This is a genomic window from Bradyrhizobium sp. CCGUVB23 (assembly GCF_024199885.1).
Taxonomy (GTDB): Bacteria; Pseudomonadota; Alphaproteobacteria; order Rhizobiales; family Xanthobacteraceae; genus Bradyrhizobium.
In genome coordinates, this window is sequence record NZ_JANADQ010000001.1 from 2,748,091 (window position 1) to 2,773,536 (window position 25,446).

Below are 25,446 nucleotides of genomic sequence, written 5' to 3' on the forward strand. Positions count from 1 at the left end.
TGACACGCTATGCCACGCGGGGCAGATCGCACCGGCCAGTGCGATCCGCCACCAGTCTGCGTGGGACGACCACCATCCGTGGGTCAAGGAGACGAATGGGGCACCTAAACACACCGCAACTTCCTACACACGCAACTACGGGATCGCCTGCAGCAGGCTCTTTCGAGGACCTGTATGGCGACGGAGCCGTCATAGTACCCAAATGCCCGGCGTAATGGCCGGGACAGCCGCCGCGAGGTGGACGATAAAGCGCATAAGGCCGGGTGACCGGACCGAAAGCGCCTCTGATCGGGGGAAGGACGATGCCGCTAAAAACGGCATTTGCAGTATGCGTAGAAGAGATTCTTCGACGGAGAGGTTCTGCTGATGCAGGCCGCTACCATCCAGAGAAGAATTGAATCACTGCCGACTTTGTCGCGGTCGGGTAAGCGCGTAAATGGCCTTCACCGCCTGATGAGATCTCCGCATCTCTTCGAGTGGGCCTACGAAAAGGTCTCCCGCAACAGGGGAGCCCTGACGCCCGGTGTAGATGGCAAGACCTTCGACGGCATGTCGCTGGCGAAGCTCGCTGACATCGCCAGGCGCGTAGCAGATGGCACTTATCGCTTCCGGCCAGTCCGGCGGGTCTATATCCCAAAGGACAACGGCAAAACACGACCGCTGGGTATCCCAACGGTGGAAGACCGGCTCGTTCAGGAGGCGGTCAGGATTCTGCTCGAAGCGATCTACGAACCCGTGTTCCTCGATGAGTCGCATGGGTTCCGTCCGAGACGATCCTGTCATACCGCACTCAAGTCCATCAAGAAGACCTGGACAGGCTGCAAGTGGCTAGTCGAAGTGGATGTGCGTGGGTTCTTCGACAACATCGACCATGACATTCTGCTTGGGCTTCTAAAGAAGCGGATCGATGACGATAGGTTCATCGCTCTGATCGAAGGAATGCTCAAAGCAGGTTACATGGAAGATTGGGTCTACGGACGCACTTACAGTGGCACGCCACAGGGCGGCGTTGTCTCGCCCCTGCTCGCCAACATCTATCTGCACGAGCTGGACCAGCACATGCAGACGATGAAGACGGGCTTCGACAAAGGCCGCGATCGACGTCCATTCCCGCGCTATGCGGCGCTGGAACGGCGCGTCCTCAGTCTCCGCCGCAAAATTGAACGGATCCGCGCCAGCGGCGCGGATCGGGCCGAGATCGACGCGGCACTCGCGGAGATCAAAGCCATCAATAAGGAGAGACGGAAAGTGCCCTCCGTCGATCCGATGGACCCGAACTTCAAAAGGCTCCGCTACTGCCGCTACGCCGATGACTTCCTCATCGGCATAATCGGGAGCAAGCGGGAAGCGTGTGAGATCATGGCTTGCGTCGAACAATTCCTGACGCAGACATTGAAGCTCACCGTGTCGCCCGAGAAAAGTGGGGTCTACGCCGCTTCAAAGGGAGTGACCTTCCTGAGCTATCGCATCTCGACATACACATCCTACGGGGCTGGACGCAAATCCAACCGCACGGGACCGGATGGACGGACATGGCGCGTGGTACGCCGGCCGACCACCGGCAATGTCAGTTTGCGAGTGCCGCGGAAGGAGGTTACCGCGTTCTGCAAGCGACACGGCTATGGCGATCTCGCCAGAAAAACTGGCCGTCCTCGCGAGCAGTTCTTGGTTACCAGCGACGTCGCAACCGTCCTCGCCTATAACTCAGAATTCCGTGGTTTTACGAACTACCACTCGTTTGCTGATGACTTCAAGAGCGCCTTGGGACTGCTGGAACTTGTTGTGTTCCGCAGCCTTGTGAAGACGCTGGCGATGCGACATCGGACGACGAGAGCGAGAACCATGGCACGTCTGTGGAATGGTACGGACTACGAGGTCAGCTCTGTGGTCCGTGGAAAGCTTCGCAGCATCAAGCTGTGGAGACTGAAGCATCTGACCCAAACCTACTGGACGAGTCCTGTTGTCGACAACGTCACGGCGGGTGCGTGGTGGGTCAAAAGCCCAAATGATCTGATCGATCGCCTCAACGCTCGCAGATGCGAAGCGTGCGGCGATACGACGGGACCATTTGAGATGCATCACCTCCGCCGCGTAGGAGACCTGCGAAGCGGATCGCTGACGGATTGGAAACGGTCCGGTTGGCGGCGCAAGACCATCGTCCTGTGTCCGTCATGCCGTTTAACCGTCTCCGGTCGAGAGCATGCGCGTATGGAAAGCCGTGTGCATTGAAAAGTGCCCGCACGGTTTGGGGGGAGGCGTAGGGATATCCTCGTCGAGGTATCCCGCGCCTACCCTACCGAGACGCAACGCGGCTCGGTTCACGAGAGCCCGATGCAGCGATAGCTGCACGCGCCCTCCGTGACGAACGCGCACAAAGGTGATAGGAAGCTTCCATGCTACCCTTTGTTGTTGCCCAAAAACTCGATCAAGGGGTCACGAACCCAATCGTCGCGCGGCTCACGTTGCAGAACTTCGAGCTATTGAAAAACTGCACGATCCCGAAGGAGACTGCCGAGAACATTCAGGCCATCTATTTGAACGAACTGACGCCAAAGCTGCTGCGGTGTTCCCAAATCCATGAAAAGCTCCGCACCGATGTTGAAGCGAAAGCCGCTTCCTACAAGCCGCCCGGCAAAGGCGCCACATCGGTCGTGCTGCCGCAGGTCATGCAGCTCGAGGAGGAATGCCGGAACTATCTCTATGAGGCAAAAAACTTCCTGCGGGATCTCCTCAAGATATTTAATCTCCTGTTCGGGACGAGTTTTGAGGACGGGAGCGAGTGGACGATTGCCAAAAAGCCAAGGCCTTCGGTCATCGCGTATGCGGAAGCCAACTTCCAGCGGCAACGGGATCATATCCGCTACCTGAAGCAGCTCCCGGCCTGCACGGAGCCGTTTGTGAAGATGCGGAATGCCGTCGAGCATCCGGGCGGCTACAACGGTGACCTCGTGATCCGCAATTTCCGGTTTGAGCCGGACGGCTCCCTCGCGGCGCCGGACTGGCGCCGCGACAGAGGCGGCCAAACGGAGTACGGCCCGGTTTCGGTCGTCGAGGACATGCGCATTGGCGTTCACAACCTGCTCACTCTGGCCGAGGATGTCCTCATCATGTGGGCGGTCGATCATGCGGCGATGCCGGGTTTGATGGAGGTGAGTGTTATCCCTGAGGACAAGCGCGATCCCGCTTGCCCGGTCAAATACAAGATGAATCTGCGACCCGGGCTCTTGGCTCAGTTGGGGACCTCGGCTCAATAAGCCATCGGCTTCGCCGCGGCATGTTTACCCTTCACAGCTACCAAAAGTTGTGAGAGGCTTCCGCCATATTGGGTCGGGCTTTTCTAAGCGATGTCTTTGGATCAAAGATTTGGCTTCGCGCGGCATCTCGCCGGCAGCTTTTGCAAATGCGGCGGCGCGTTGGTGCTTCTCCTGCCAGTCCCGGCCCATCGCCCCGAAACCGATCGTGCGTATGACCGCACGGGCTACTTCAAAATGAACGCTGTTTGTGCCCCGTGAACCGGAGGACTTCGATGGCCGACAACAACGGAGTACCTGTCGAGGCGGACAATCGCAAAGCTGCTGAGCAGCAAGCAGCAGAAATCATCCGATCGCCGGCTGGCCTTGAGATTGCGAAGACATTTGCCCTTGGGGTCGCGCCAGTCGATGCGGCCATGGTCTATTCGATTGAAGATCGACAGCGTGTCCTCGCTCAAGTGTCTTTTGCTCTCGACAACTTTTACGTCCACTTGCCTCGAAAAAAGTCCATCTATGGCTTTGATGCGGTGCGTGCGTTGGCGCTCCTTCGCCTCCGGGTCGAGACGCTTACCGATGGCGAGTTTCATGAATCTCTCGTCGAGATCCTGGCGCGCGTGAGAGATCGACACGTCATGTTCTTCGGCCGGGCGCCTTACGGGTTCTCAGCCGTCCTGCCGTTGACCATCGAGACCTGTTGGGACAATAGCAACAAACTCCATGTCGTGACCAAGATTGATGCCGGTGCAAACCTGAAAGCCCTTTCGGTAGGTGCACGCGTCAGCCATTGGAATGGTATCCCCATAGACCGCTATGTACGTTTAAACGCAAACTTGTTTGATGGCGGGAATGAGGCTGCGTCGGTTGCGCGGAGCCTTGCCTTTCTGACGCATCGTCCGCTCACGCAATTTGGTCCACCGCTCGAGGAATGGGTGGACTTGCGCTTCCTGGACAAGAACGGCGCGATCGCTGAAGAGCGATTTGCCTGGACGGGCTTCGACACGGCCACGCTTCCGAGCGCGCCAGCGCTCGGTCGTAACCTGACCGGATTTGGCGGCGACGTTCTCCTTATGGATCTTCAAAAGGCGCGCCGCGTGCGCTCGGCGCCTCAGACGTTTGACGCTTTACAACCCTTGCAACATGCGGCTCCACCGCTCGGTGTTCCCGTCATCCTAGGCCGCGGTGCAAATGGCGTGTTCGACTATGGCACGCTGACCACGCACGACGGTACGTTCGCCTATCTGCGTTTTTGGTCGTTTAGCGCCAACAACGTGGACGATCTCGTTGACGCCTTGGCTCCCGTGCTCGGCACGCTGCCGCAGAATGGGCTTGTATTTGATATGCGTGGGAATACGGGCGGTTACATCGCTGCGGGCGAGCGGCTACTTCAGCTCTTTACCGCCGGGCCGATCGTACCGGCGCGGTTTCAGTTTCGTATCACCGACGCGACCCGGGCAATGGCCGAGGCGAGCGACGAATTTGCACGATGGCGTCCCTCGTTCGTTGAAGCGTTCGGCACCGGCGAGGAATATACTCGGGGCATTCCAATCGAGGGAGACGACGCGGACTATAACAAAGTGGGACGCAAATACGCAGGTCCCGTAGTTCTCATCAGTGATGCGCTTGCGTTTAGCACCGCGGACATATTCGCGGGCGGCTTCATCGACAACGGCATCGGCAAGGTGATCTGTACTGACGCCAATATGGCCGCTGCCGGCGGCAACAACTGGGGCTGGGATGTCGTTCGGCTGTTCAATCCGGATTTCCGGGTGGATGGGAAGTTCAAGGGCGATTTCAACAGCGGCAAACTATCAAAGCAGGTAATGGACGCGTTCAACGCAGCCGGCATCTCTTTGTCGAATGAGGCGACGCTGTCCGCCGGCCGCCCGCAGTACGATGGCACCGTGTGGAGTATCCAGGACGGCGCATTGAGCCATTTGGTTCGCGACGTGCCGTGGATGAGTGCCGATCTGGAAGTTTATCTCGCAAAGAGTCCTGCCGGCCTGGCTGACCTCCCCACGGGCATCTACCTCAGTCTCACAATGCGTCGCGCGCTCCGCGTCAAAGCCAACGAAGGCCGCGTCCTAGAAGACGTCGGGATCGTTCCCGATATCGTCTATCACATGACATTGCGGGACGTGTTGGACAAGAATCAAGATTTGCTCGAGCGTGCAGGCAAGGAGCTCGTTGGAGCTGCGGTCGTCTAATTCGCGCTATCTTGCGACCCTTGCCGAGGCGCTCGGAGCGGACGACAACAGTGGACGTACGACGCAATCCTACTCCTCATGCGGCACACTTCCCGACCATCGGTCGGGCAATAAGTATCAGCTATCTGCCCACGGTTTTGCCCAACGATGGCCGATCTGGAATGAGAAGAGCCTCTCCTTCAGCCGACTTTCCGACTTCATAGACTTGTCATGAATTTTCTTGAAACGAAGCGCTATGAACTCTCTGTGCCTCGGAGAGCGCGTCTTCGGCTTGGCTCTAAGCCGCTGCGCAGTGACGGGAATGGCGCTCCTTTCGCACAAATGGGCGAATAGCTCCCAAGCCACGAAGAAGCGCTCGTCGTCCTTTGCAGCAAGCGCGACGTCCAGCCACGCCAGGCACCTCCAGGTCTTCTGGATATTCCGCTTGGCATCCTGATAAACGGCGCCGATCCACCCATCGATCGGCGCTGCGGCAAGGTCGTTCTTCCAGAGTAAACGCACGCTCGGGGAATCGTCGAGAAACCCCGCGAGTGTGATCGCTCGTGCGATATCCCCGGGCACACCCGAGGTACCAAGCAATTCCTTGATAAGCGCGATCGCCCATGCGGTTCGCTTGTGGCGGACGATGAAGGTAGCGAGCGTCAGGAGCTTCCAGTCGTTACTTGCGTCCATGATCTGCTGGCGGCGCAACGCGTTCACTTCCTCGCCATCGGAAGCCTCGAAAGGCGCCTGCTCAATATCTTCGCCGGGTTGGAACACGCTGTCGGAACGGCTCAGTTTCGTCCAGTATTGCGCGCCCTTGGCCGGCTGCAATTCCAAGAACGCTTGCATGAGATCCATTCTTGGAAATTCCCATCGTGCGAAGGCAGGATCGTCCCCAACTTCGAACAGACGGTCGGCCAGCATGGCTAGTTCACCCGGCTTTTGTTCCACCAGCTTCTTCGTCGCTCGCTCGTGTGTGATCCGGTAGCCGAGCAAGGTGCGGGTCCTGGGCGGATTAAGCTCCTGTTCGACCCTTGCCTTCAGAAAGGCCTCAAAAGCGTAGGCACAATCCGGCCGGTACTTGACCACGTGCCAAGGGATCATGCTCCATTCCGCGCCTGTCCGCTCGGCGATGGCCTTGAAGGAGCGGGGCGTAGCGAGCATCGCGAGAAGGGATGCGCCAGCCCAGTTTTCCTTGACTGGGCGCTCCGCGGAAGCGCGCCAAGGAGATTTCAAATGCCGTTGCGCCAGAAACTTATCGCGGGCGTCCAATGCGATTGAAAAGGCATACTCGCGGATGCTGGGCTCTTCATGATCAAACAGCCTGGCCAATACGTTCCAACGCGGCGGAAGCTCTCTTGCTGCGCTGAGCATAAGATAGGCCAGCCATCCGGCCAGTCGGTCAACGGGCTGATCCGGTGCCAGCCGCGCACCAAGGCCCTTCACCTGTGAAGGTGACGGGGCGCGTAACACATGCTTCAGTTCCAAGAGAGGGGACCGTGGGGCCCCGAGCTCGTGCCAGAGCGTCATCTGCTCGCGAGGCGCGTTGCCAAACAGCGCGGTTGTCACCAGCGCATGGTCAACCTGATCAAACTCGCTCTCGTGCCTATCTTTACGACGCGCCATAAGAACCTTGCATATCTTCTTCTGGATGGGCGGCGTCAGCAGGATCGCAAGTTTCTCGAGCGAGAACGTGTAGCCAAGGAGGCGCGTTTCATCGCGGTGGCCAATAGAAAGTAGGAAGCGCCGATAAAGCGCGACAAGCTCTTTCGGAGCCCAGCGCGCCAAGGCCGGCATCGTCCGCTCCAGATCGATACCTGCAGCCGTCTGACCGCGCCCATCACCAAGATCGGTGACGGGGAAAGAGCGGGCGTAGCGCTTGAGGCGTATCAGGTGTTTTGGCGCGACGCCTGCATCGGGATCGGCCGCAAATTCCGAGAGGATCGAGAGAGCGACTACTTCGTTTGGCGGCTCTTTCCCCGAAAATGTAACAAACCCGTCGACCAATGACGCCTGCGAGGCCGAAGAACTCGATTGGCGAATGTCCGGCTGCACCAATGCGATCTTGGCAAGAGCGGCAGCCCCGCCATGCGCTTCGAGCAGGCTAGTGGCCCTGGCCCTGATGTCGGTCGACGGCAAAGCCAGAAGGCCGTCGACGGTCTGGAGCAGTACTTCGGTTGCGGCCTCCGCGTCGACCGTATTCACGCGCAGCGACCAGGCAACGTCATCCAGGTGATTTTCACTGCCCATGACGGCACGACTTGCAACCCATCCGCGCCAGAGAGGTGCTTGCGCTGCTCGCGGGAGGTAGGTCGCGATCGAATTTGTGCGATAGAACACCCAGCTGGCACTGATGCCGTCCTCGGCGCGGATGAGATCGAGGCCTGCAAAGGATTCCGGGCCGATATCGCTGCGAATGCGATCGAGGCGCGCTTGCGTTGCTGCGAACGCCTCGGCTCTTTGCCCCGGGGAAGGATGATAATTGATAAATTGCCCCTCGCGCGGGGCGGGCCAATAGGTTCGCGCCCATTTCGCAAGGAAGGCGATGACGTCTGCTTCCTTGCCGCCATCGCGGCCGACATTCGCAATGCTTTTGATGAGGATCTCGTCAACCGACGTGCCCTCGGAGCGTTGTAGCCAGATGGCTTCGGCCACGTCGAGCAGCGGCGCCGGGTTGACGCTGCCAATGCGCCATAGTTGCTGGAAATGCGCCCCAGAAAAATTATGCGAGGTGATCCAGCGCCTCAACAGAACCCGGATAACGAGGGCGGGATAGTCCTTGTCGAGGAAGGTGAGCGCAATGACCGCAGCCAGGATATTTACGCCAAGCGACTGATCCTCCGTGGGGCCAAGGAAACGGTCCGCGCTACTGTCGATCTCCTCCTCGGTCGTGAGCGATTTCAGTTCGCTGTGCAACGCGAGGCCGATCGCTAAAGGCAGGACCGCTTTGTCGATTTCGAATTGGTGCGCTGCGGTCGGACGAAACCAGACACCCGATGTCACTTCGTCGATCGCTTGCAGGATGTCCTTTTCAGGTCCGCCCGTGAAGCCCGCCAGCTTCGCCTTCAGCGCAGCACGGGAGAAGATGCTGGACGTATTCCAGCTGCGCTGGATATCCCGGCCGAGGTCCGACAGGAATTGGCGGAATACCGCATCGTCCATTATCGGCGCGTTGACACGTGTGCTGACCCGATGCTGGACATAGCGGAGCATCAGTTGCTCGGCCGAGTGTGCCGTCCAGTCATATTCCTGGTCAAACATTTCCGCGGCCACGGCAAACCAGCTCGGCCATTTGATCAGGCTCAGCACTTGCGGAGAGAATGCCGCGCGGGTCTTCCCATGCCTGGCAAGCAGTGCATCGAGTTCAGTTTTGCGGAAATGGCTTACCGTGAGGGTTGCAGGACGCGGCTCCAAGAACTGGCCTGACCGGAAACCGGATTGCCAATGCAACGGCCGATCGGTGAGAACGATCCGCACTGCGCCCTTCCAATCGGAATCGGCTGCTTCGGTGAGCAGTTGAGTTACCAGCGCCTGCGCGGTGCCCTCGTTAGTCCCATCGAGCATCAGCCAGATGAAGGGACCCTCCCCGGGATGCGCCAATGCGTTTTGTCGCCAGCGTTGGACGCGCTTGCCCCAGAACGCGGCGGATCGACCAGGGCTTGGTGCCCATTTATCAAGCGCCGCAGCGAGGACGTCCGCGAGGGATCCGGACGTGACGTCGCGGGCGGCAAACCAGACACATAGGCGTGCCGGATCGCGCGCGGCCTCGCGTTGCCACCAATCGAACAGGAGCCAGGTTTTGCCAGCACCTTCTTCGCCCAGAACCGCACATATGGGTGGGGCGCCAGGGTCCCCTGCCCATCGTGAGACCGCGGCGCATTCGTCATCGCGCTGCGCCCAAATGCGGCCGGGGGCCCGAAGATCAACGCTATTTTGCAGTCTCGATTTGGAATCGCCGCGTGTTTGCAACGTCTGGCCAATTCTCGCCCTGACGGAATCGGCCGTAAAAATGCGTCCGAGGTCGGGATGCTGTACCTCTCGCAGGAAGCCGGTCTTTCTGGCTTCAAACTCCGGATGATCCGCGACTTGCCCAATGGCTTGCCCGAGTTTGTGCCCCAGCACGCGCTCGACGGTGTGGGGCGCAAGGCTCAAGAGAAGAGGCAAGCGCGCAAAGAAATCACCGCGTGAACCCCAGTCGAGCACAAGCACGCCGAGCCCTTGTTCCTCACCTATCTTCTTGAGCTCGCCAACATCGTCGGCGGAAACTTCCTTGCTGGCTGCCAGAATCCAGAGCTCGATCGGGCTTCCGGACCGGGTGGCTGCATCATGCACCTTTTTCTTGAGATCATCGAGCGCCAGACCAGTTGTTTCGCGATAGCGCTTGGCTTCAATGCCAACTGCAATCTGGCCGCTGGCCTCGTCGGCAATGGCATCGACCCCGCCTTGCGCCGATGACTTCTGAATCCGCCCGGAGATCCCCGTGGCCTCGATGAAGGCATCGCGGATGAACCCTTCGAAGCCGTCGGCGCCGCTTGCGCGCAGCTTCAGGAGCGCGCGCTGTAGGGACGAACACAGTTTAGTCGCATCGGACGGCACGACCGTACCTCGTACAGGAAGACCTGGCGATCGCGCCTGGCGGAGCCGGGGTCACTCGGGCAGCAGCTTGCGGCTTACGAAGCGGCGCCCTTGACCCGCAGCCAAGACACCCACTAACGAGCAAACATGCCGCTTTCTTCGCAAGGTGGACTGATTCTTGGTGAGCGCACAACTCACGTGCTGCCCGCAGAGCGCGCTGAAAGCCATCGCGATCAGCAGGAAGTGGGAAGGATCGGCCCTCGATCGGCGAACCTTTTCTTGTCCTGGCCCCCTGACACCGGGGATCGAGATTCAAAGAATGGATCGTAGCGTTCCTTTCCGGGAACAAGGGCGAATTTCAATGGTCGTCTCGCATGCGAATGTCGAAGTGAAAGTCCGGTGGAGTCGATGTAGCTAAAGAGGACTGGCGCAAGCCAGCAGTGGCAAAAGCACGAATAGGACTGAAGTGAAGAAGATCATGATAGCTGCAGCGCTTTTGACGGCGAACGTCGAGGCGCACGCAGCACCGAAGTCGATAGCAACCGAGGTGACCAACGCCGCTTACCTGCATGCGAGGTTCACCGATGTCTTCGTCGCGGTGGATCGCTGCCCGAAGCTAACGGTTGACATCAAGAGGTGGGACCAGGAAATGCCGACCAGCGCCATGATCATCGTGAAAGCCTTCAACGCCACGGAGCAAGGCGCCGCCTGGTACGGCAAGCGCGATGCCGATTTCGAGGCCGATCCTGCTAAGGAATGCGCCGACGCGGAGAAGTGGTATGGCGCGGAGGGCATGGGCCTTCTCAAGCGAAAGTAGACCATGCCGCCCTTCGAGAAGAAGCATACCGATCCGACCGCCAATCAGACCGCCGAGGATGTTGAAAGATATTACCGGAACGTCAAACCGGGTGACGCGGCCGTAGTTCGCTGCACCCAGGGAAACCTCCTCAGGCTTGTGGTGGATAGGATCGCCGAAGGCAGCCCGAAGAGGGGCCGCATGCCCCGGACAGTAAAGCCGGGTCGTGGGTCCGATAGGGTAAGACCCGCCTCACAGCGCAAGCGGCGTGGCCTTGAGCGGCCGCGCGGCGTGGGCCAAATACTTTCTCGCATCCTGGTTCTCCAAGAGACCCCTAAAGAACGACGCACTCCAACTGTTCTCTCCCGATGTCGAAATGCTCCTTCTTAGTGAACGGGCGATCTCTTTGCAGGCGCGAGCGGACGATACCGGGCCAGTGCCCTCAACCTCATCCCTTAGATGCTGGGGGTAAGTAGCCCAAAGGTTAGCCGCATTACGATGGAACTGCGGCCCGAGAACATGGCGCAGATGAAATTGCACGAGTTCGCGGTTGTTCGCGCTTAAGCCGGGTATCGGGGTCGGCTCAAATTGTGCGGCCTGATAGGGTGCAATGACACGTGTCAGCCACAAAGGCTCACCGGCCAGCGCATCGAAGTATGGATGGAGAAATCGCTCATTCGGGGTCGCACCTCGAAATGTTCGACCCTTCACACCCGAGTTACAGTGAGAGCAGGCTGGCACCAAATTGGCGGCCATCACCGAAAACTCTGGAAAGTCTTCTTTAGGAAGATAGTGATCGACGCTTCCGGTCACGGAGGAACCGCACATCGGACAGCTCTGTAACTGCATGTGGCGGATCTTTACGATCCACTGCGAGCTTGATCGCGACCCATAAAGATCCGTTTGCTGGCCGCTTACGTCAGGGATGAAGTTGGTTCGGGCGACATGCCAGGGGTTTCCTTTGTGATTGCGATAGTTCGCATAGGCTATCTGCCACAAAGCGTGGTGAGGCGACCACGGCTGCCGGTCGCAGAGTTTCTTGAGATAGGCATCGTCGTCTGCCGCCAACGGCGCGTCTATCTTTATCATTATGAACGGCTTCGAATGAGGCGCGCGACGTAGGAAAGCGTCTCACTGTTCATCTGATTGCCGAACTGCTCTATAATTGCGTCGATCGAGATGTTCGGGCCAAGCGAATCAAGCCAGGTTTGCAGGGTCTCCTGATATTGGTGCGATATGCTTGTGTCCGCGAAGACGAATTGAGAAATGCTGTCAATGCTCGCTCCAAACGTTTGGAGCCGTGGCTTGTCGATAGCAATCTTGCGATCTTCCAGTGAGAAGATACGGACCCTTTGGCTGGGTACCTCGCGAACCACGTAGGCAGAATGGGTTACGATAATCGCGACGGACTGTGTCGCGGCCACAACCGTGTTCAAAATCGCCATGAACTCCGAAACAAAATTCGGGTGCAGGTGGGTTTCCGGTTCATCAAACAGAAACAGGCACCCGCGTTCGGCCGAACCGGCAGCCTGTGCTGCAAAACGCAGCATTGCCAATTCGCCGCTGCTCAATTCACGGACTCCAGGCCCAATTCCAAAGAGCACCGGCTGCTGTTGAGGGTCGATAGCTTGCGCCAACAGTATGCGGCGCTTTTCGTTTAAGTTCTTCGCATCAGCGAGTCGATAATAGAGGCGATCTCCGCGTTGATGCGTAAAAAGGTCGTAGGGCTCGTTTGAGGATTTAAGAGGGAGGTAAACGGAGGGCGCAAACCCTAGAGAATTGAGCGCTTGGTCAAGCAAAGCCATTCGCCCGGTCTGCGCGAACATAGAACCGTCACCAGCGGTAAAGGCAATCTTGCCATCGTCCCGCAAGCAGTCGGTGATAGCCGACGTAAGTGAGTCCTCCTTGTCCTGCTGACCGACAATCATCGAGAAGTATTGATAGTCCACCCCCAGCCACGGTGAAATTGACCGCGGATACACATCCGATGCCACCGAGGAAAAGACAAAGACACGATTGAAGGAAGCTGGCGGACTAATGCTAACCGGATGGCTCTGGGGATCGGTTTCGTGACCAGCCTTCATCGCGGCGATGAAGTTTAGCAGCAGTTGCGTTTTTCCCGTCCCATTCCTTCCGATCAGGACCGTTATTCGATTGCGCAAAAGCGTATCGGGATCAAAATCAAAATCCACGACGTAGGGATTGTCTGCCGATGGCAGATGCGCCGTCACGGCGAAACTCGTTGCCGCATCCGCGACCTCGATCACCGGTTGCGGCCGCAAATACTTTGTTCCGCGACGATAGGCCACATATGTGGGTTCGGTGCGCAGCGCGCCGTAGGAAAACGTCTCCGATTCCAAAAGCGCGACCCTTGCGGGGTCAGTCCTTTCGAAGCGCAGCACCGCGGCGTCGCCCAAGTAGCGCAGTGCCGTAACCGCCCGCTCGAAACCGAGAAGACTAACGATCTCGCGATATAGATCTAGACTTCCCAGCACGGAGCAATAAGGAAAACGGGCTTCGGCAAGAGGTGCCCAGACCCTCTGACCGAGCAACTCAGCGATCGCATGTTCGGTTCGGTCTTTCCCCTCGAACATGAAGCGTATGTCGAGGGACTTAGCCTCTCTGGCGGAAGTCATCACCAGCAGCGTTGCGCCGAAGTGATTGCCAAAGTCATTCCAGTCCGTATGAACGGGCAGAATCGCTAGTGCCGGTCTATCATTAAAAGCGGTGATTGCGGCTTGCGCGTTTTGCGCCACCACGATCGGGATGGGGGCATTTGCAGGAAATTGTTCGGCCATGATCTATAAGGAAAACCGCGATGTTAAGCTGCGATTCATTGGTAGGGGAAAGTAGATTTCTGTTCAATAGCCCATACGCGCCGAGGTTGACGTGGATCGTAGTGACACCAGAAAAGCTTAACCCGCGAACAAGCGCGAGGGTGCGCATCTCATGCTGGAGAAGGCCGTGGCCGCACCGGCTGTACGAACTGGACTGTCAAGTGCTCGTGCGCCTTCCCGTCATCCCAGCTCATCGTGACCCAATTGGTTGAAGTGGGATACGAGACAACGATCCGCCCCGGTCGGTACTTCGCTTCGCGCAAAAAGGGATGTTTGCTTAGGTCCAGAGGCTCAAGCAACAGCACGAAGCCTAAGCCCAAGATATTGAACGCCAAGGCTTCGATATCTTCCTGGTCGTTCGTAAGGGGCTGGAGCTGAAAACGCGGGTGATTTACGGTCGTGTCGCCCGTGTTCATGACACAGTAGAGCCCCGTGCCGTCGGGCCACTGACGAGGGTCGTCGAGCATATTTAGTATCGCGTCGTCCTGCGAGAAAGCGCCCGACAGCCGCTCCCTTCCCCTCGCGAAATTCTTTGAGACAGCGGCAGCTTTGGCTGTTTTCAATAGCCATCGTTCAATGTCATGCCCCGAGACAAGCGCGTGTCTCGATGCTGCATCCGTCTCGAAGTATGATTTGAGCGAGGCGAAGAAATAGTGGGCAGCATCATCGAGCGGATGAAGCGCGCTGTTGTGTTTGACACAAAGACACTTTGCCGTTGGAGGCGCGATGATCTTTTCTTCGCCCGCTTCAAGCCAGGGAAGGCCTGAAATCGAGAAGTCGCCGTCAGCCATTAAGACCCGGCAGACCGACTCTGAAATGATGTGTTCGCCGGAGATGGGGCCGACACACGAACCCAGCTCCTTCATGTAGCACCGCTCGACCTTCGAAGCTGGCGGCAGGGATTTCAGCCCGAGAACGGCGGATACCTTGTGCCAGTCGCGGCCGTTGAAGCAGCAGATGCGCGCAACCTTCGCAGAACCGCATGGACACGGACCGTTTAGAACGGCGTCCTTTTTGCGCTTAGCCTCACCCACGGAGGATCTCGGTTGCGTGATTCGGATGTCGCATCATGGCAGCTTAGCCAAACTTTCACGCCGCAGCGCGATCTTCCTTGTCCACGCCGCGCGCGACAATTCTCAGAGCATCGTCCGGCAGGGGCCTCTGTAGCGCCCTCGCCTCGTCCCACGGCGCGCGCATCCACACATCGCGCTCTTCGTCGGTCGTCAGGATGACCGGCATTGCTTTCGGGTGGATCGGTTCCACAACCGCATTCGGCGCGGTGGTCAGGAAGCCGTAGACGAGATGTGGGCCGGGGATGGGTTTTGACTTGCTTCCACGGTCGCCTTTGAACTCAGTCCACAGACCGGCGAAAGCGAACAGGGGCCTCTCGTCGTTCAACGCGAACCACACCACATCCTTCTTGCCCGTCGCGGGATTGGGCTCGGGCGCATATTCGGCAAAGCTGTTGGCCGGAACGAGACAGCGGCTCTCGGGTTTCAGCCAACCGCGCCAATGTGGGGACGTAGTGTTGCGGATGTTGGTGACGGGGAAGCCCGCACGTGGTGGAGGTGGCATACCCCAGCGCATGAGAGTCATTTCGCGTTCCGCACCGGCGTTCCTGACGACGGGCGCGGGGTAGTCGGGAAACACGCCAGGCATCGGTGCGAGGTTGCCGACATAGCGGTTGACGACGCGAAAGAGCGCCCGAATGGCCTCCTGGTTGGTCGTGATCGAATAGAGATTGCACATGGTGGTCCTGCAAATCTGTCAGCGAGTATCCCTCGGATTGAACTTCGGCCAGTTCTCGAGCGGTTTCAAGGACGGCAGATTTGTTGGGCGCTCGGGATAGTGAAACTCCGTGCCGCGCAACCAGCGGCCCTCGAAGCGATCCCAGAACAGGATGGCGTCCATTTGCCAGGCAAACTCATAGACCTTCCACACCCCATCGCCCTGAATGGTCTCGCCGGTTGAGTTGAAGGGCAGACTGTTGAGGCGGCACAGCGCATTGATCTCACTCCAGTGCTCGCGGATATATTGATCCTGAAGAGCAACATGAAAGGGTCGGTCGGCGCGCCAGCGCGGTCCACTACCACGCGGATAGAAACCCTGACGTGGCATCAGGAATTCCGGAATGCGCACAATCGCCTTGCCGATCCGGCGCGCTTCCTCGGACGTAAGCTTGCTGGCGCCAAAGCTGTAACGCTGGGTGTCGTCGCGGCAATAAATCCACGCGAGCGTCACGCCGTTGGCGTCCCGCACCTCATAGCAGTCGGAATTCTCCCGGATCAGGCTCCAGGGCGGTTTGAAACGGCGGCTTGACTCCATAAGAACAAAATAAGAACATAGAGGCAAGCCGGTCAACATGGAACAGCGTCATGTCCTCTGCTTCAGAAGCGAACGCATGGGACGCGGGCGAGCTTGAGGTTGCCATCGATCAGGCGATTGCGGCGTGCGACGGCGACTTGCGGTCGACTATTCGCGCGCTGATTGTCGCGAATGAATATCTGGAATCGGAAGTGAGCGAACTGATGAAGGCCGTCTCCCACGCCTATGTACGCGGGAGATTTCATACCTATTCCGGCTAGGAGAGCATTATTGAGTTGGTGAGGACTTCTCTTTAGTTTGGTAGAATATTCCACCAGTAGCACCGAGTAGTCGCATGGCTGAGACACATATTGAATGGACCGACGCAACATGGAATCCCGTGGCGGGCTGCTCAATCGTCACGGCCGGTTGCACGAACTGCTATGCGATGCAAATGGCCAAGCGTCTTGAAGCAATGGGCGTCGAAAAATACGACGGACTGACGCGGCGTAGCGGCAAGCGAACCGTTTGGAACGGTGTCGTGAGAGAAGACAGAGCAGCGCTCGAAATACCTTACGGATGGAAGAAGCCGAAGAAGATATTCGTAAACTCGATGAGCGATCTCTTCCACGAACAGGTAACTGACAAATTTATTCTGGATGTTTGGCGGGTCATGCGAGAGACCCCGCAGCATAACTATCAGATTCTCACCAAGCGTCCGCAGCGAATGGCGCAGCTTGTTGCCGATCGGGTGGGTAACGTCCTTCCAAACGTTTGGCTCGGAACCAGCATTGAAAATGCAGAGGTACGTGATCGTGCCCATGATCTCCGCGCCGTGCCGGCTGCGATCCGGTTCGTTTCGTTCGAACCTTTGATCGGTGCCGTCGGGTCGATAGACCTGACTGGCATTCATTGGGCTATCGTCGGCGGCGAAAGCGGCAGCGCGGCCCGTCCAATTCGAGAAGAGTGGATTGACGAAATATATTCACAGTGCACGCGGCAAGGGACGGCATTCTTCTTCAAGCAATGGGGAACGTGGGGAAAAGATAATAAGCGCCGTTCAAAAAAGGCCAACGGAAGAGAATATCGCGGGCAGTATTGGGATCAGATGCCAGAACACGCCATGGGCGCCGGCTAGTGGGGGAGAATGGTTGAAAAGCCTTATCAGTGGCCAGACGGCGCGAAGCTTGAAGAGCATTCAAAGCGCAAACACAAAATACTTAGAGAATATTTCTCTCGCTATCTGACCGTCCGCTGCCAACTACCTCAACAGGAAAAGTTCCGACTGGCCATCGTCGAAGGATTCGCAGGTGCCGGAAAATATAGCTGTGGCGCCCCCGGCTCTCCGCTGATCTTTCTCGAAGAGCTAAAGGCCGCGGTGGACCGGTTCAACATCTACAGATCCGCAAATGGACTGAAGCCCCTTGAAATTGAATGCTTGCTCATTCTCAACGACGCCAATCCGCAGGCGATCGAGATTCTGAAGACACATGTCGCGCCGCTTCTTGCTGAAGTGAGGCAAAATCATCCCAAGCTGCATATCAGCATCGAATACAGAAGCGACGAATTCGAGACGGCTTACCCTGTCATCAAGCAGTCGCTACAGCAGGGTCGATTTCGCAACGTCGTATTCAATCTCGACCAATGCGGACACAGTCGTGTCAATCGCTCGACGTTGATTGACATCATGCGCTCTTATCCGTCAGCCGAAATCTTTTACACCTTTGCAATCGAGTCTCTGCTCGCGTTTTTGCGGGCGAAAGAGCCGACGGCATTAGCATCGCAACTGGCTGCCATCGACTTGAGCGAAACCGATTTGAAGAACCTCGAAGGCGGCATGAACAAAAAGACCTGGCTTGGCGTCGCCGAGAAACTGGTCTTCGGAGCATTTTGGAGCTGCGCGCCCTTCGTCAGTCCCTTCTCGATCAACAACCCGGATGGCTGGAGATATTGGCTGATCCATTTCGCGAACTCTTATAGGGCGCGACAATGGTACAACGACATACTCCATGCAAATAGCAGCTTTCAGGCGCACTACGGACGGTCAGGCCTGGATATGCTGTCTTATGATCCCACTCACGACAGTGGCGCTCTCTATCTTTTCGACATGTCTGGACGAGCCTCCGCCAAGGATCAGCTAACGGCAGACATTCCGCGTCTGGTATCGGAATTCGGTGACGCGATAGAGGTCGGCACGTTTTATGAGAGCATCTACAACGCCACGCCTGCCCATACCGACGACATCCATTCGGCAATTATCGATAACCCGGACCTCGAAGTCATCACCGAGGCCGGCGGCGAGCGTCGAAAGGCGAATACTATAGTCGCCAGCGATGTTATTCGAATCAAAACCCAGCGAAGCTTTTTCCCGATGTTTTCAATCCCGCCGAAGGCACGCTCGTAAATTCTCGGTTCGCGGCACGGTGGACCTACCTAGCTCCCGGAATGAACGAAATTAGGCGGTGTTGCGGCATGCGGCGCGAGGGGTGCCGCGAAGTCCGCCATTCTGCAAAGCTGGTTATAAAGGATTACAAAACGCGTCAACGCGTCGCACGATTCACCGACCCCAGGTCGGACATCAATCTCCATTTCGATGATCCGCACAGGGCCGAAAGCGGTCTCACGCTCGTGCAGGCACAACCATTTTGCCATCGATCCTATGTGATCACGATGCAGAAACAGATTTCGATATTCGGTGATGTCGGCAAGCCACGGGTCAGAGGCTTTTGCATCCGAGGCCGCGAGAAGCCGTACAATCAGATCGTCATTCAGCGCGGCTGCATTGGCCGATTTCTTGAGCCACCCCTCCAGTCTGCTTAAGGCATCGATATTATCCGGTGCCTTGACGCGGCGTGCCGCAACTTGGGCAAGGTAATCGCGAGCGCTCGCCATCTCGGCGGCAACCGAATGAAACGCGAGGTGCAAGTCAATCATCGGGACATTGCTAAATCGACGGCCGACTTGCTGTCCCGCGACAAGCCCCGATCGAAGCTGCTTATGATATTCGTCGGAAGCGTTACGCAATTGAAGACTCGCGGCCCGCAAGCTTACGGAAAGATTGCTGGCCAACCGCCCATATCCGAGGTCGTTCGCCATGCGGGCCGATGATGCAATCATGCCCCAGGTGTCGCTTGCTGCATGCTTGAGCAGCGGCGGGCCTAGGAGAGGTCGCCAAATTCGGATGGGCAAATTTTGATCGGTGCCGCTGATTTCGTCTGCACCAAACAGCAATGTGCCGGCAGACCGCCCGACACCTCCAATGTTCTCATCGCCGAACGTCCCGACAAACTGAAGATGGCCTTCGCGCAATACCGGGCCGATGGCCCATCCGCCTTCGACTCTCAGCGCACGCAAACCGCCGGTGAAGTGCAACTCGTCTCTCACTGCGGTCGTTCCGACTTTAAGGTTGGTGATCGGGATTGAAGGTGGCACCGGCATCCGCGCTATCTTTCGGTAGGTCGGTCAGTATCGATCAGCGGCTTTTCGTTTTGCTTCGCGTTCGCATCGATCAATCGACGGCAGTACGAGGTTGCGAATACCTCATCGGCAATGATTTCGGCTCGCTCCGTCCCGTCATGGTCGACAGCCAGAGCCAGTTTCTCGGCAGCTTTCTCCATACGATCGGTGATGGGCAGCCATTCGCGATAGCCCGACTTCCAAATCTCTTTGATACATACGAGCAGGTCACTATTGTTGGCCTGAAAGCTTGACGCGATAGCGGTATCGAGAAGCGTGAGCATGCGCGACATTTGAAGATTGTAGCTGCCGCGCGACAAGGGTGTGATGCAGACCCGCTCGAAGAGGCTGCATGCGAGCGCCTTATTTTTTTCGACCAATGCGGGTGATGCCCAAAGCGCGAGGGCTCCCGCAAAATCGGGCAGGTCTTTTGTTGTTCCCCATTTCTCTCGAACCTCGTCCGGGTTGGTGGTCAACTCCATGTGCCGCACGGCCTGGATCGAGAGCCTGTGAAATGTATTCCAAGACTCCGTCGGAAAATTGCCGGCCGAGAGAAGTTTGAACGCATGGTCAAGCGCCAGCTCGTTCAACCGCTCCACCGAAGGCCGCTGAGCCTCGGACGTGCTGGCGACGACTGCAAAAGCAAAACGCCCCGCGCTCGCTGCGCGCGTCATGATCGATTGCCACGGCCCCGGTTGGCGGCCGGAAATGAACGGTTGAGCCATGAGTCGTTCCGCAGCAAGCGCCGTGCTTGACACAAGATCGCTCGTTCGACGTCCGACGCCCCGATTATCTTTTTCGTAGAGAAGAATAAGAGACGGCGCGGTCCAGTCGGCGATGGCCGCGAAACGAGGCTCGTCGGGAAGGAAGTATTCTTTCGAAACGGCTTCAGGCGTCTTCGCAAGCCCGATGAAATCCCGCAATCGATCGATGTTACGCTTCAGCAGCCAGTCCCTGTTACCCTGATGGGTCAGTTTCGCGGCCAGCCGATGCCGGATTTCGGCGGTATCAACGAAGATGGGGTCGAGCGAGCGCATTTGCTCTTCGGATAGCCCTTCAGAGGGCCACTCCGTCGCCATATCGCCGAGCATGTCTTCGAGGGCTGGCAACAGCTCGGCGTAGGTTTTCTCAGCGTGGCCGAGTTGGTTCCGCAGCATATTGCTTTCTGCTTCGGCATTGCGAAGTCCACCCATCGCCTGCTCTGGATGCTCCTCGACGTACCTCAATCGCGCGCTGGTCTGCTGGCGCGCATGTTCGTTCCAGTAGCGTGCGTGGATGGCATTCTTGATGCGCATACCGGTCATCCACGTTGCGTCCGACGACGCGAACCCGGCGGCCACGAGCGACTTGTGGCAATCGCTAAGGCTATTGAGAGAATCCTGGCTGATCGGACAGACAAGAGAAGCGGCCCCGAGACATTTGATGGCAACGTTCTTGCTCTCGAGAAGCGCAGAGGTGGCGGCTTTGCCGTCAAACGGAAAGACCATATGGAGCGCCGCGCTTCCAATGATGGCGACGGTGAGGTTATCCGGATGGGCTCCAATCCAATCGTCAATAATGCTGGGGTCGACACGGAAAAGGATGCGAACGACGAAACCCAGGCCGAAATGGCCGAACACGCGATCGGGATGTCCGATGCGGTGCACGGCTGCACTGAACGTATTCCAGTCTAGCGTTGCGCGCGAAAGCCATTGGGCTAGGGCAACGTCGTCGACCCCAGTCTCTTGCGGGATGGCGCGATCACAAGCGACCGCGGCGTCAAAAAGCTTTTGCAGCGATAGTAGCGCCCGTTGTGCCTTCAGACGTGTCACCAGCAGATCCGCCAACGATGGCACATGAGACCGCGCGGCTATTTCGCCGAGGCCGTGCACAATTTCGCCCAAGTGGTCGGGATCGCCCGGCAATCGCTCCAGATTTTCCTCGGCTAGGCGCATGACCATGTCGCCATCCGCTTTCCACTGGGGCCCATCGTCGGCCAATATCATCCCTGCCGCTTGCGCAGCCTGCGGGATACCACTCTCCGCGTGGTGTTGAAGAAGCCATGCGAGCGCCGCGTGTACGCTCGGCATGTCCTGTAGTTTTGGCAAGTTAAGCCGCATTCGACGGCCACCTGAAGTTGACCGAGAGCGATTTGTTTTTCGCAATGTCGCTGCCGTCGGCAAGGGCTTCGATATAGCGTTGAACCTGCCGGCTGATGTCGGGCGCCAGAAGGCTCATGGCGAACGGCCAATTGCCGGCCATCTTGTTGATGCTGTTCGACAGGAGAAAAACCTTGGCCGGAGATTCATGCGGATAAAGGAGCAGGTAACGGTCGTGAAAGGCGCGGTCCTTGCCGTCCACGAGGTTGAACATGGTTAGGCGCGGCGTCAAAAATGGCTGAAGCTTTCCAAGGGCGGCCTCAAGCTTTGCGGTCGGGCTCTCGCTAGGCGGCAGTTCTTCGTTCGTGTCGGGATCGATATCGGTCCAGCTGGTGAGTATGGTTAGACGGACATTCTGGCTGCTAAGTCTCAATACGAATTGATGAAGAGCGTCGGCTCCGAACCAGGGATCGACGAGGACGGCCTTCGAAATCTGACCTCCGTCGATGAGGTGATTGAGGTGCGCAATGGCGCCGATTTCTCCCTCGATGCCGCGCGGAAACCATTTGTCCTCGCTGGGCGATGGCAGATGGGTTGCGACTGTTTGCTCCATATCCTCCGCAAACTTGCGCCAACTGCCCGGAGGGGGAGCGCCGATCATCGAACGGTGCGAGGAATGAACGATAACGGTGGAGGCCTGCGAGCCTAAACTTTTGTCTTTGCTTTTTGCGCGGTTGCTGAGGTCGTCCTCGATCGTCATCTGACGGCCGACCGGCGCCAAATTGAACCCGATACGATTGATAAAGCGGGGCTGCTCGGAATGCAGCAGCGTTTCGCCATCTTCGCTGAACACGCGAAAATCGAATTCATCGAGCGTTTCCGGTGCAGTCACCGGAACTCGGCGTTCGCCCCGAGGCAGCTTGACGAGGCGGTCGAGAACAACCTCGCCGTTGACCCGGCCGACGATATGCGCGATGTGGGCCGCCGCCGCGAACGCCGGTAGCCGGCAGAATTCCAGTGTTTGGGGACGGCTGCGGTCAAGGTCAGGATTGGGGATGGCCTCTATAAGAAGGGGTAGCGGCGCGTCGAGCCACGGGCGCAATTCGAACAGCTCGAAATTGCCGAGATGCGCGGCATAAGCGCCATTGAATGGCAGGCCGAGTTGCTCCTGCAAAGCGGACAGGACGCTTTCAAGGGCGCCGTCCCCGATACCGACGAGGTTTTTAACGTTCGGCAAAGTGTAATGCAGCACGGTTCGGACGCCCGACTGGCCAAGCCCCGTCTGGAGAATGGCGCGCGTTGCGGCTATGCGGACCTGACCTTTCTTTGAGGGCAGCACGAAACTTGCGTCAATCTGCCCTGCGTTAAGGGCATCGCGGAAGTGAACAAAATTTTCGTCGGCGACGGTAGCTTGATGGACGACCAGCTTGCCGCCGGGAATCTCGATAGCGGCTTCGTCGCTCCAGCCCGGCAAACGGGAATTCCGCGCCGCGCAACCATAGACAAAGCCGCCGCCATCCGGACGCTCGATCCAAGCCATCCATAGCCACCACGAGCGCGAGGCGGTCTCGCACTCAATGGGATCATAGCTGGCTTGTGGCCCATCCGGTTCGTGCACGTCTGCGGCCCTTATAAGTTTTGCGCGTGGCTACCCACGATCCTCGCGCGATCCCATTCCCTCAGTTCCCGAAGGTCGCCGCGCTCCATCAATCGACAAGCGAGTCGTTGAATGGTCGCGTAGAGCTGTCTCGGAAGACGAACAGCCATGTTAGAGTGTCCAACGAGCCTCAGCATCTGAACCCTCAATCTTCGTGTAGACCGGTTGTTCACCCGCCTCAACGAGAGGGCTGAAGGGGTCTCGTTGTCGAGCATATTGCCCAACAAAAAGCTGGATCGTCGAATTGGGCAAATCAAGGAAACAGTTGCACATATCGATGCCGGCATCTGTACGTCGATAGGTGGATTCCGAATTATTCGGCCAATGCACCTTAAAGCCGTTCATCAAACCGTCCTTGTCCGCCAGGACTTCCATTAGACCTTTGTAGATAGGGTCATACGGGATGACTTGACCGGCACGTTCACCCCAGAACCGTCGAGCTTCACGTTCCAACCCAAAGAATGCCCCAATAAAGGCTTTGGCTTTCGTAATCAGATCGTCGAGTTCCTCGTATGAGATCTTAAAGGCACCGGTCCAATTGCCGTTCCTGCATCTGAAGCCATCATCGGTTAGAATGAAATCGGAATGGCTGATGGCGTTGCGCAGATCGCCTCGGTAAAATTCCTCAATGATACCGCCAACTGGAATGCCGGCTTCCGTCCCCAATTTTTTGACGATGTTAATTTTTTGCCGTGGGAAAAGACCTCTCTTTTTGAATTGCTTCTGCTCTTTCTCACTGAGAAATTGATAGAAGGGATTGGGGCTATATCCGCGCTGTAGAGCAAATCGCAGCAGGTTCGTCAGCACCTCGTACGGTGCATCCATCTCAACGATATGATTGTAGAAAACGAGACCAAGCCTAAAAATCGTTCGGTCTGGCGCTGGAAACCGATCAGGTGGCAGATCGATTTGCATTAGCGAATTTAGATCGTCGAGTATGGCGCGTGATTCTGCATACGGATCCCAGCCGTTATCTTCCATGCCCACCACGCGCAGCAAAGACGCAAAGTAACGGATAATGTCATGACCGATGGGATCCTTCGGAAAGAACAAAGGCGTCATCACATCGACATAGCGGTCGCGGATTGCGTCTAGCTTCTGCTCTCCTGTTAGTTCTTCAGTCATGTCACAGTCTTCTCGCTCGCAATGCGAGCATTCCGCTTCGATGGAGCCTAGATCGACCATTTGGGAAGGCCCCATTTGCAGACTAGAACAATTACCGAACATTCTCAATGATTACAATTCGTCTCACTCCAAAATACAAGATATACTCAAGTAATTTCAGATGCTTATTGATATCTGTACCCCATCTATTTTGTCATGACATTGTCTGGCGCAGTATGGTATGGTGCTGCCAAGGAGTGAAGAATGGGTCAGCGTATCAACCGAACAGAAAAGCTCGATTTGCGGCTCAGTAAAGCGGCAAAGCAGACGTTGCAGGCCGCAGCTACTGCCGAACACAGATCGGTCAGCGAGTTCGTGCTCGATTCCGCACTCAGCGTTGCCGAGGAGCGGCTTGCTGATCGGCGTGCCTTCACGCTTGGCGCCAAGAGCTGGGACGCGTTTATTGCCGCGCTTGATGCGCCTCCCCGCCGGCATGCTCGCCTTGAACGTCTCTTTCGCGAACCGTCTGTCTTCGATGTCAAAAGTGAATCGTGACCGGTTCGCTTCGCATCGAAAAGCTGGATCGCAATCACGCGATCGAACCCTTCACCTGCGGGCAACCTGAACTCGATCGCTTTCTGATCCGGCATGCCCTTCAGGCCCAACAGTCAAACTCATCGCAGACCTATGTTGCCGTAGCAGACCAAGAGGTCATCGGCTTCTATACAATTGTAGCCGGGGAAGTTCATCACGCGAACGCACCAGAACGAGTCGTGAAAGGGATGCCGCGCCATCCGATCCCACTTCTGGTCCTGGCGCGGCTTGCCGTTCATACTTCAATGCAAGGGCGCCGCATCGGATCTGGACTGCTGCTCGATGCGCTGGGGCGAACGCTGCAAGTAGCCGATGTCGTCGGAATACGAGCGCTTGCCGTTCATGCGAAGGACGATGAAGCTGCGGCGTTCTATCGGCATTTCGGCTTCGTGCCGTCGCCAACCGATCCACGCCATCTCTTCATGATTATCAAGGATATTCGTCTGGCAGCGGGCCAGGAGCCTTAGTCGCTCTTTGACTGCCGCACGCATTGCTGTCGAATTTGGCGGTCGTGGAGCGAATAGAGCCCGACCGGCGTAGCCGGGCGCGCCATTTCTTGACGGAATAGGTTGTCCGGCCTAGCGTCCACTAATCTCAAACATAGCAGC

At 57.5% G+C, this 25,446-nt stretch carries 19 protein-coding genes; 9 read left to right on the plus strand and 10 right to left on the minus strand.

Annotated features, from left to right (window positions below; genetic code table 11):
* Nucleotides 1-366 precede the first annotated feature (366 nt).
* The 3 genes from NLN62_RS12535 to NLN62_RS12545 all read left to right on the plus strand — a co-directional run bounded on the left by NLN62_RS12535 (nt 367) and on the right by NLN62_RS12545 (nt 5,455).
* Nucleotides 367-2,229, plus strand: a complete 1,863-nt coding sequence (locus NLN62_RS12535; RefSeq protein WP_254108997.1) for a reverse transcriptase domain-containing protein — start codon at nt 367-369, stop codon at nt 2,227-2,229.
* A gap of 164 nt (nt 2,230-2,393) precedes the next feature.
* Entirely contained in the window at nt 2,394-3,254 is an 861-nt protein-coding gene (locus NLN62_RS12540; RefSeq protein ID WP_254108998.1) for a hypothetical protein, read from the plus strand.
* Nucleotides 3,255-3,526: 272 nt separating this feature from the next.
* Nucleotides 3,527-5,455 (plus strand): S41 family peptidase, encoded by a 1,929-nt coding sequence (locus tag NLN62_RS12545; RefSeq protein WP_254108999.1) that lies wholly within the window; start codon nt 3,527-3,529, stop codon nt 5,453-5,455.
* Nucleotides 5,456-5,572: 117 nt separating this feature from the next.
* Here the strand turns inward: NLN62_RS12545 and NLN62_RS12550 are convergent, their stop codons facing one another.
* The gene (locus NLN62_RS12550) at nt 5,573-10,033 is read right to left on the minus strand and encodes a hypothetical protein (RefSeq protein ID WP_254109000.1); all 4,461 of its coding nucleotides are present in this window, start codon (nt 10,031-10,033) and stop codon (nt 5,573-5,575) included.
* 457 nt (nt 10,034-10,490) lie between these two features.
* On the opposite strand from NLN62_RS12550, the gene NLN62_RS12555 reads away from it, so the two are divergent.
* Nucleotides 10,491-10,829 (plus strand): hypothetical protein, encoded by a 339-nt coding sequence (locus NLN62_RS12555; RefSeq protein ID WP_254109001.1) that lies wholly within the window; start codon nt 10,491-10,493, stop codon nt 10,827-10,829.
* Nucleotides 10,830-11,060: 231 nt separating this feature from the next.
* Here the strand turns inward: NLN62_RS12555 and NLN62_RS12560 are convergent, their stop codons facing one another.
* The 5 genes from NLN62_RS12560 to NLN62_RS12580 all read right to left on the minus strand — a co-directional run bounded on the left by NLN62_RS12560 (nt 11,061) and on the right by NLN62_RS12580 (nt 16,009).
* Nucleotides 11,061-11,876 carry an HNH endonuclease gene (locus tag NLN62_RS12560; protein WP_254109002.1) on the minus strand — a complete coding sequence of 272 codons (816 nt, stop codon included), beginning with the start codon at nt 11,874-11,876 and terminating at the stop codon, nt 11,061-11,063.
* 20 nt (nt 11,877-11,896) lie between these two features.
* The gene (locus NLN62_RS12565) at nt 11,897-13,606 is read right to left on the minus strand and encodes an AAA family ATPase (protein ID WP_254109003.1); all 1,710 of its coding nucleotides are present in this window, start codon (nt 13,604-13,606) and stop codon (nt 11,897-11,899) included.
* Between the two features lie 149 nt (nt 13,607-13,755).
* The gene (locus NLN62_RS12570) at nt 13,756-14,679 is read right to left on the minus strand and encodes a hypothetical protein (protein WP_254109004.1); all 924 of its coding nucleotides are present in this window, start codon (nt 14,677-14,679) and stop codon (nt 13,756-13,758) included.
* Between the two features lie 55 nt (nt 14,680-14,734).
* The gene (locus tag NLN62_RS12575; protein ID WP_254109005.1) at nt 14,735-15,394 is read right to left on the minus strand and encodes an SOS response-associated peptidase; all 660 of its coding nucleotides are present in this window, start codon (nt 15,392-15,394) and stop codon (nt 14,735-14,737) included.
* 18 nt (nt 15,395-15,412) lie between these two features.
* Nucleotides 15,413-16,009, minus strand: a complete 597-nt coding sequence (locus tag NLN62_RS12580) for a hypothetical protein (RefSeq protein WP_254109006.1) — start codon at nt 16,007-16,009, stop codon at nt 15,413-15,415.
* 11 nt (nt 16,010-16,020) lie between these two features.
* Between NLN62_RS12580 and NLN62_RS12585 the strand changes: the two genes are divergently transcribed.
* The 3 genes from NLN62_RS12585 to NLN62_RS12595 all read left to right on the plus strand — a co-directional run bounded on the left by NLN62_RS12585 (nt 16,021) and on the right by NLN62_RS12595 (nt 18,353).
* A complete protein-coding gene (locus NLN62_RS12585) occupies nt 16,021-16,230 on the plus strand; it encodes a hypothetical protein (protein WP_254109007.1) in 210 nt (69 codons plus the stop codon).
* Between the two features lie 74 nt (nt 16,231-16,304).
* Nucleotides 16,305-17,087: a phage Gp37/Gp68 family protein gene (locus NLN62_RS12590; protein WP_254109008.1), complete on the plus strand. Its 783-nt coding sequence runs from the start codon at nt 16,305-16,307 to the stop codon at nt 17,085-17,087.
* A 9-nt stretch (nt 17,088-17,096) separates the two neighbouring features.
* Nucleotides 17,097-18,353: a three-Cys-motif partner protein TcmP gene (locus NLN62_RS12595; protein ID WP_254109009.1), complete on the plus strand. Its 1,257-nt coding sequence runs from the start codon at nt 17,097-17,099 to the stop codon at nt 18,351-18,353.
* Between the two features lie 29 nt (nt 18,354-18,382).
* Here NLN62_RS12595 and NLN62_RS12600 read toward each other — a convergent pair whose 3' ends face one another.
* The 4 genes from NLN62_RS12600 to NLN62_RS12615 form a co-directional block, all read right to left on the minus strand.
* Nucleotides 18,383-19,387: a hypothetical protein gene (locus NLN62_RS12600; protein ID WP_254109010.1), complete on the minus strand. Its 1,005-nt coding sequence runs from the start codon at nt 19,385-19,387 to the stop codon at nt 18,383-18,385.
* 5 nt (nt 19,388-19,392) lie between these two features.
* Nucleotides 19,393-21,504: a hypothetical protein gene (locus tag NLN62_RS12605; RefSeq protein ID WP_254109011.1), complete on the minus strand. Its 2,112-nt coding sequence runs from the start codon at nt 21,502-21,504 to the stop codon at nt 19,393-19,395.
* Complete coding sequence (locus tag NLN62_RS12610; RefSeq protein WP_254109012.1) at nt 21,494-23,023, minus strand: VPA1262 family N-terminal domain-containing protein; 1,530 nt, start codon at nt 23,021-23,023, stop codon at nt 21,494-21,496. Before NLN62_RS12610 ends, NLN62_RS12605 begins: the two co-directional genes overlap by 11 nt.
* A gap of 228 nt (nt 23,024-23,251) precedes the next feature.
* Nucleotides 23,252-24,265 (minus strand): hypothetical protein, encoded by a 1,014-nt coding sequence (locus NLN62_RS12615; protein ID WP_254109013.1) that lies wholly within the window; start codon nt 24,263-24,265, stop codon nt 23,252-23,254.
* Nucleotides 24,266-24,508: 243 nt separating this feature from the next.
* Between NLN62_RS12615 and NLN62_RS12620 the strand changes: the two genes are divergently transcribed.
* Together NLN62_RS12620 and NLN62_RS12625 are read left to right on the plus strand one after the other, a co-directional pair.
* Entirely contained in the window at nt 24,509-24,799 is a 291-nt protein-coding gene (locus NLN62_RS12620; RefSeq protein ID WP_254109014.1) for a DUF1778 domain-containing protein, read from the plus strand.
* Nucleotides 24,796-25,305, plus strand: a complete 510-nt coding sequence (locus tag NLN62_RS12625; RefSeq protein WP_254109015.1) for a GNAT family N-acetyltransferase — start codon at nt 24,796-24,798, stop codon at nt 25,303-25,305. The genes NLN62_RS12620 and NLN62_RS12625 overlap by 4 nt, the downstream gene beginning before the upstream one ends.
* The last annotated feature ends 141 nt before the right edge of the window (nt 25,306-25,446 follow it).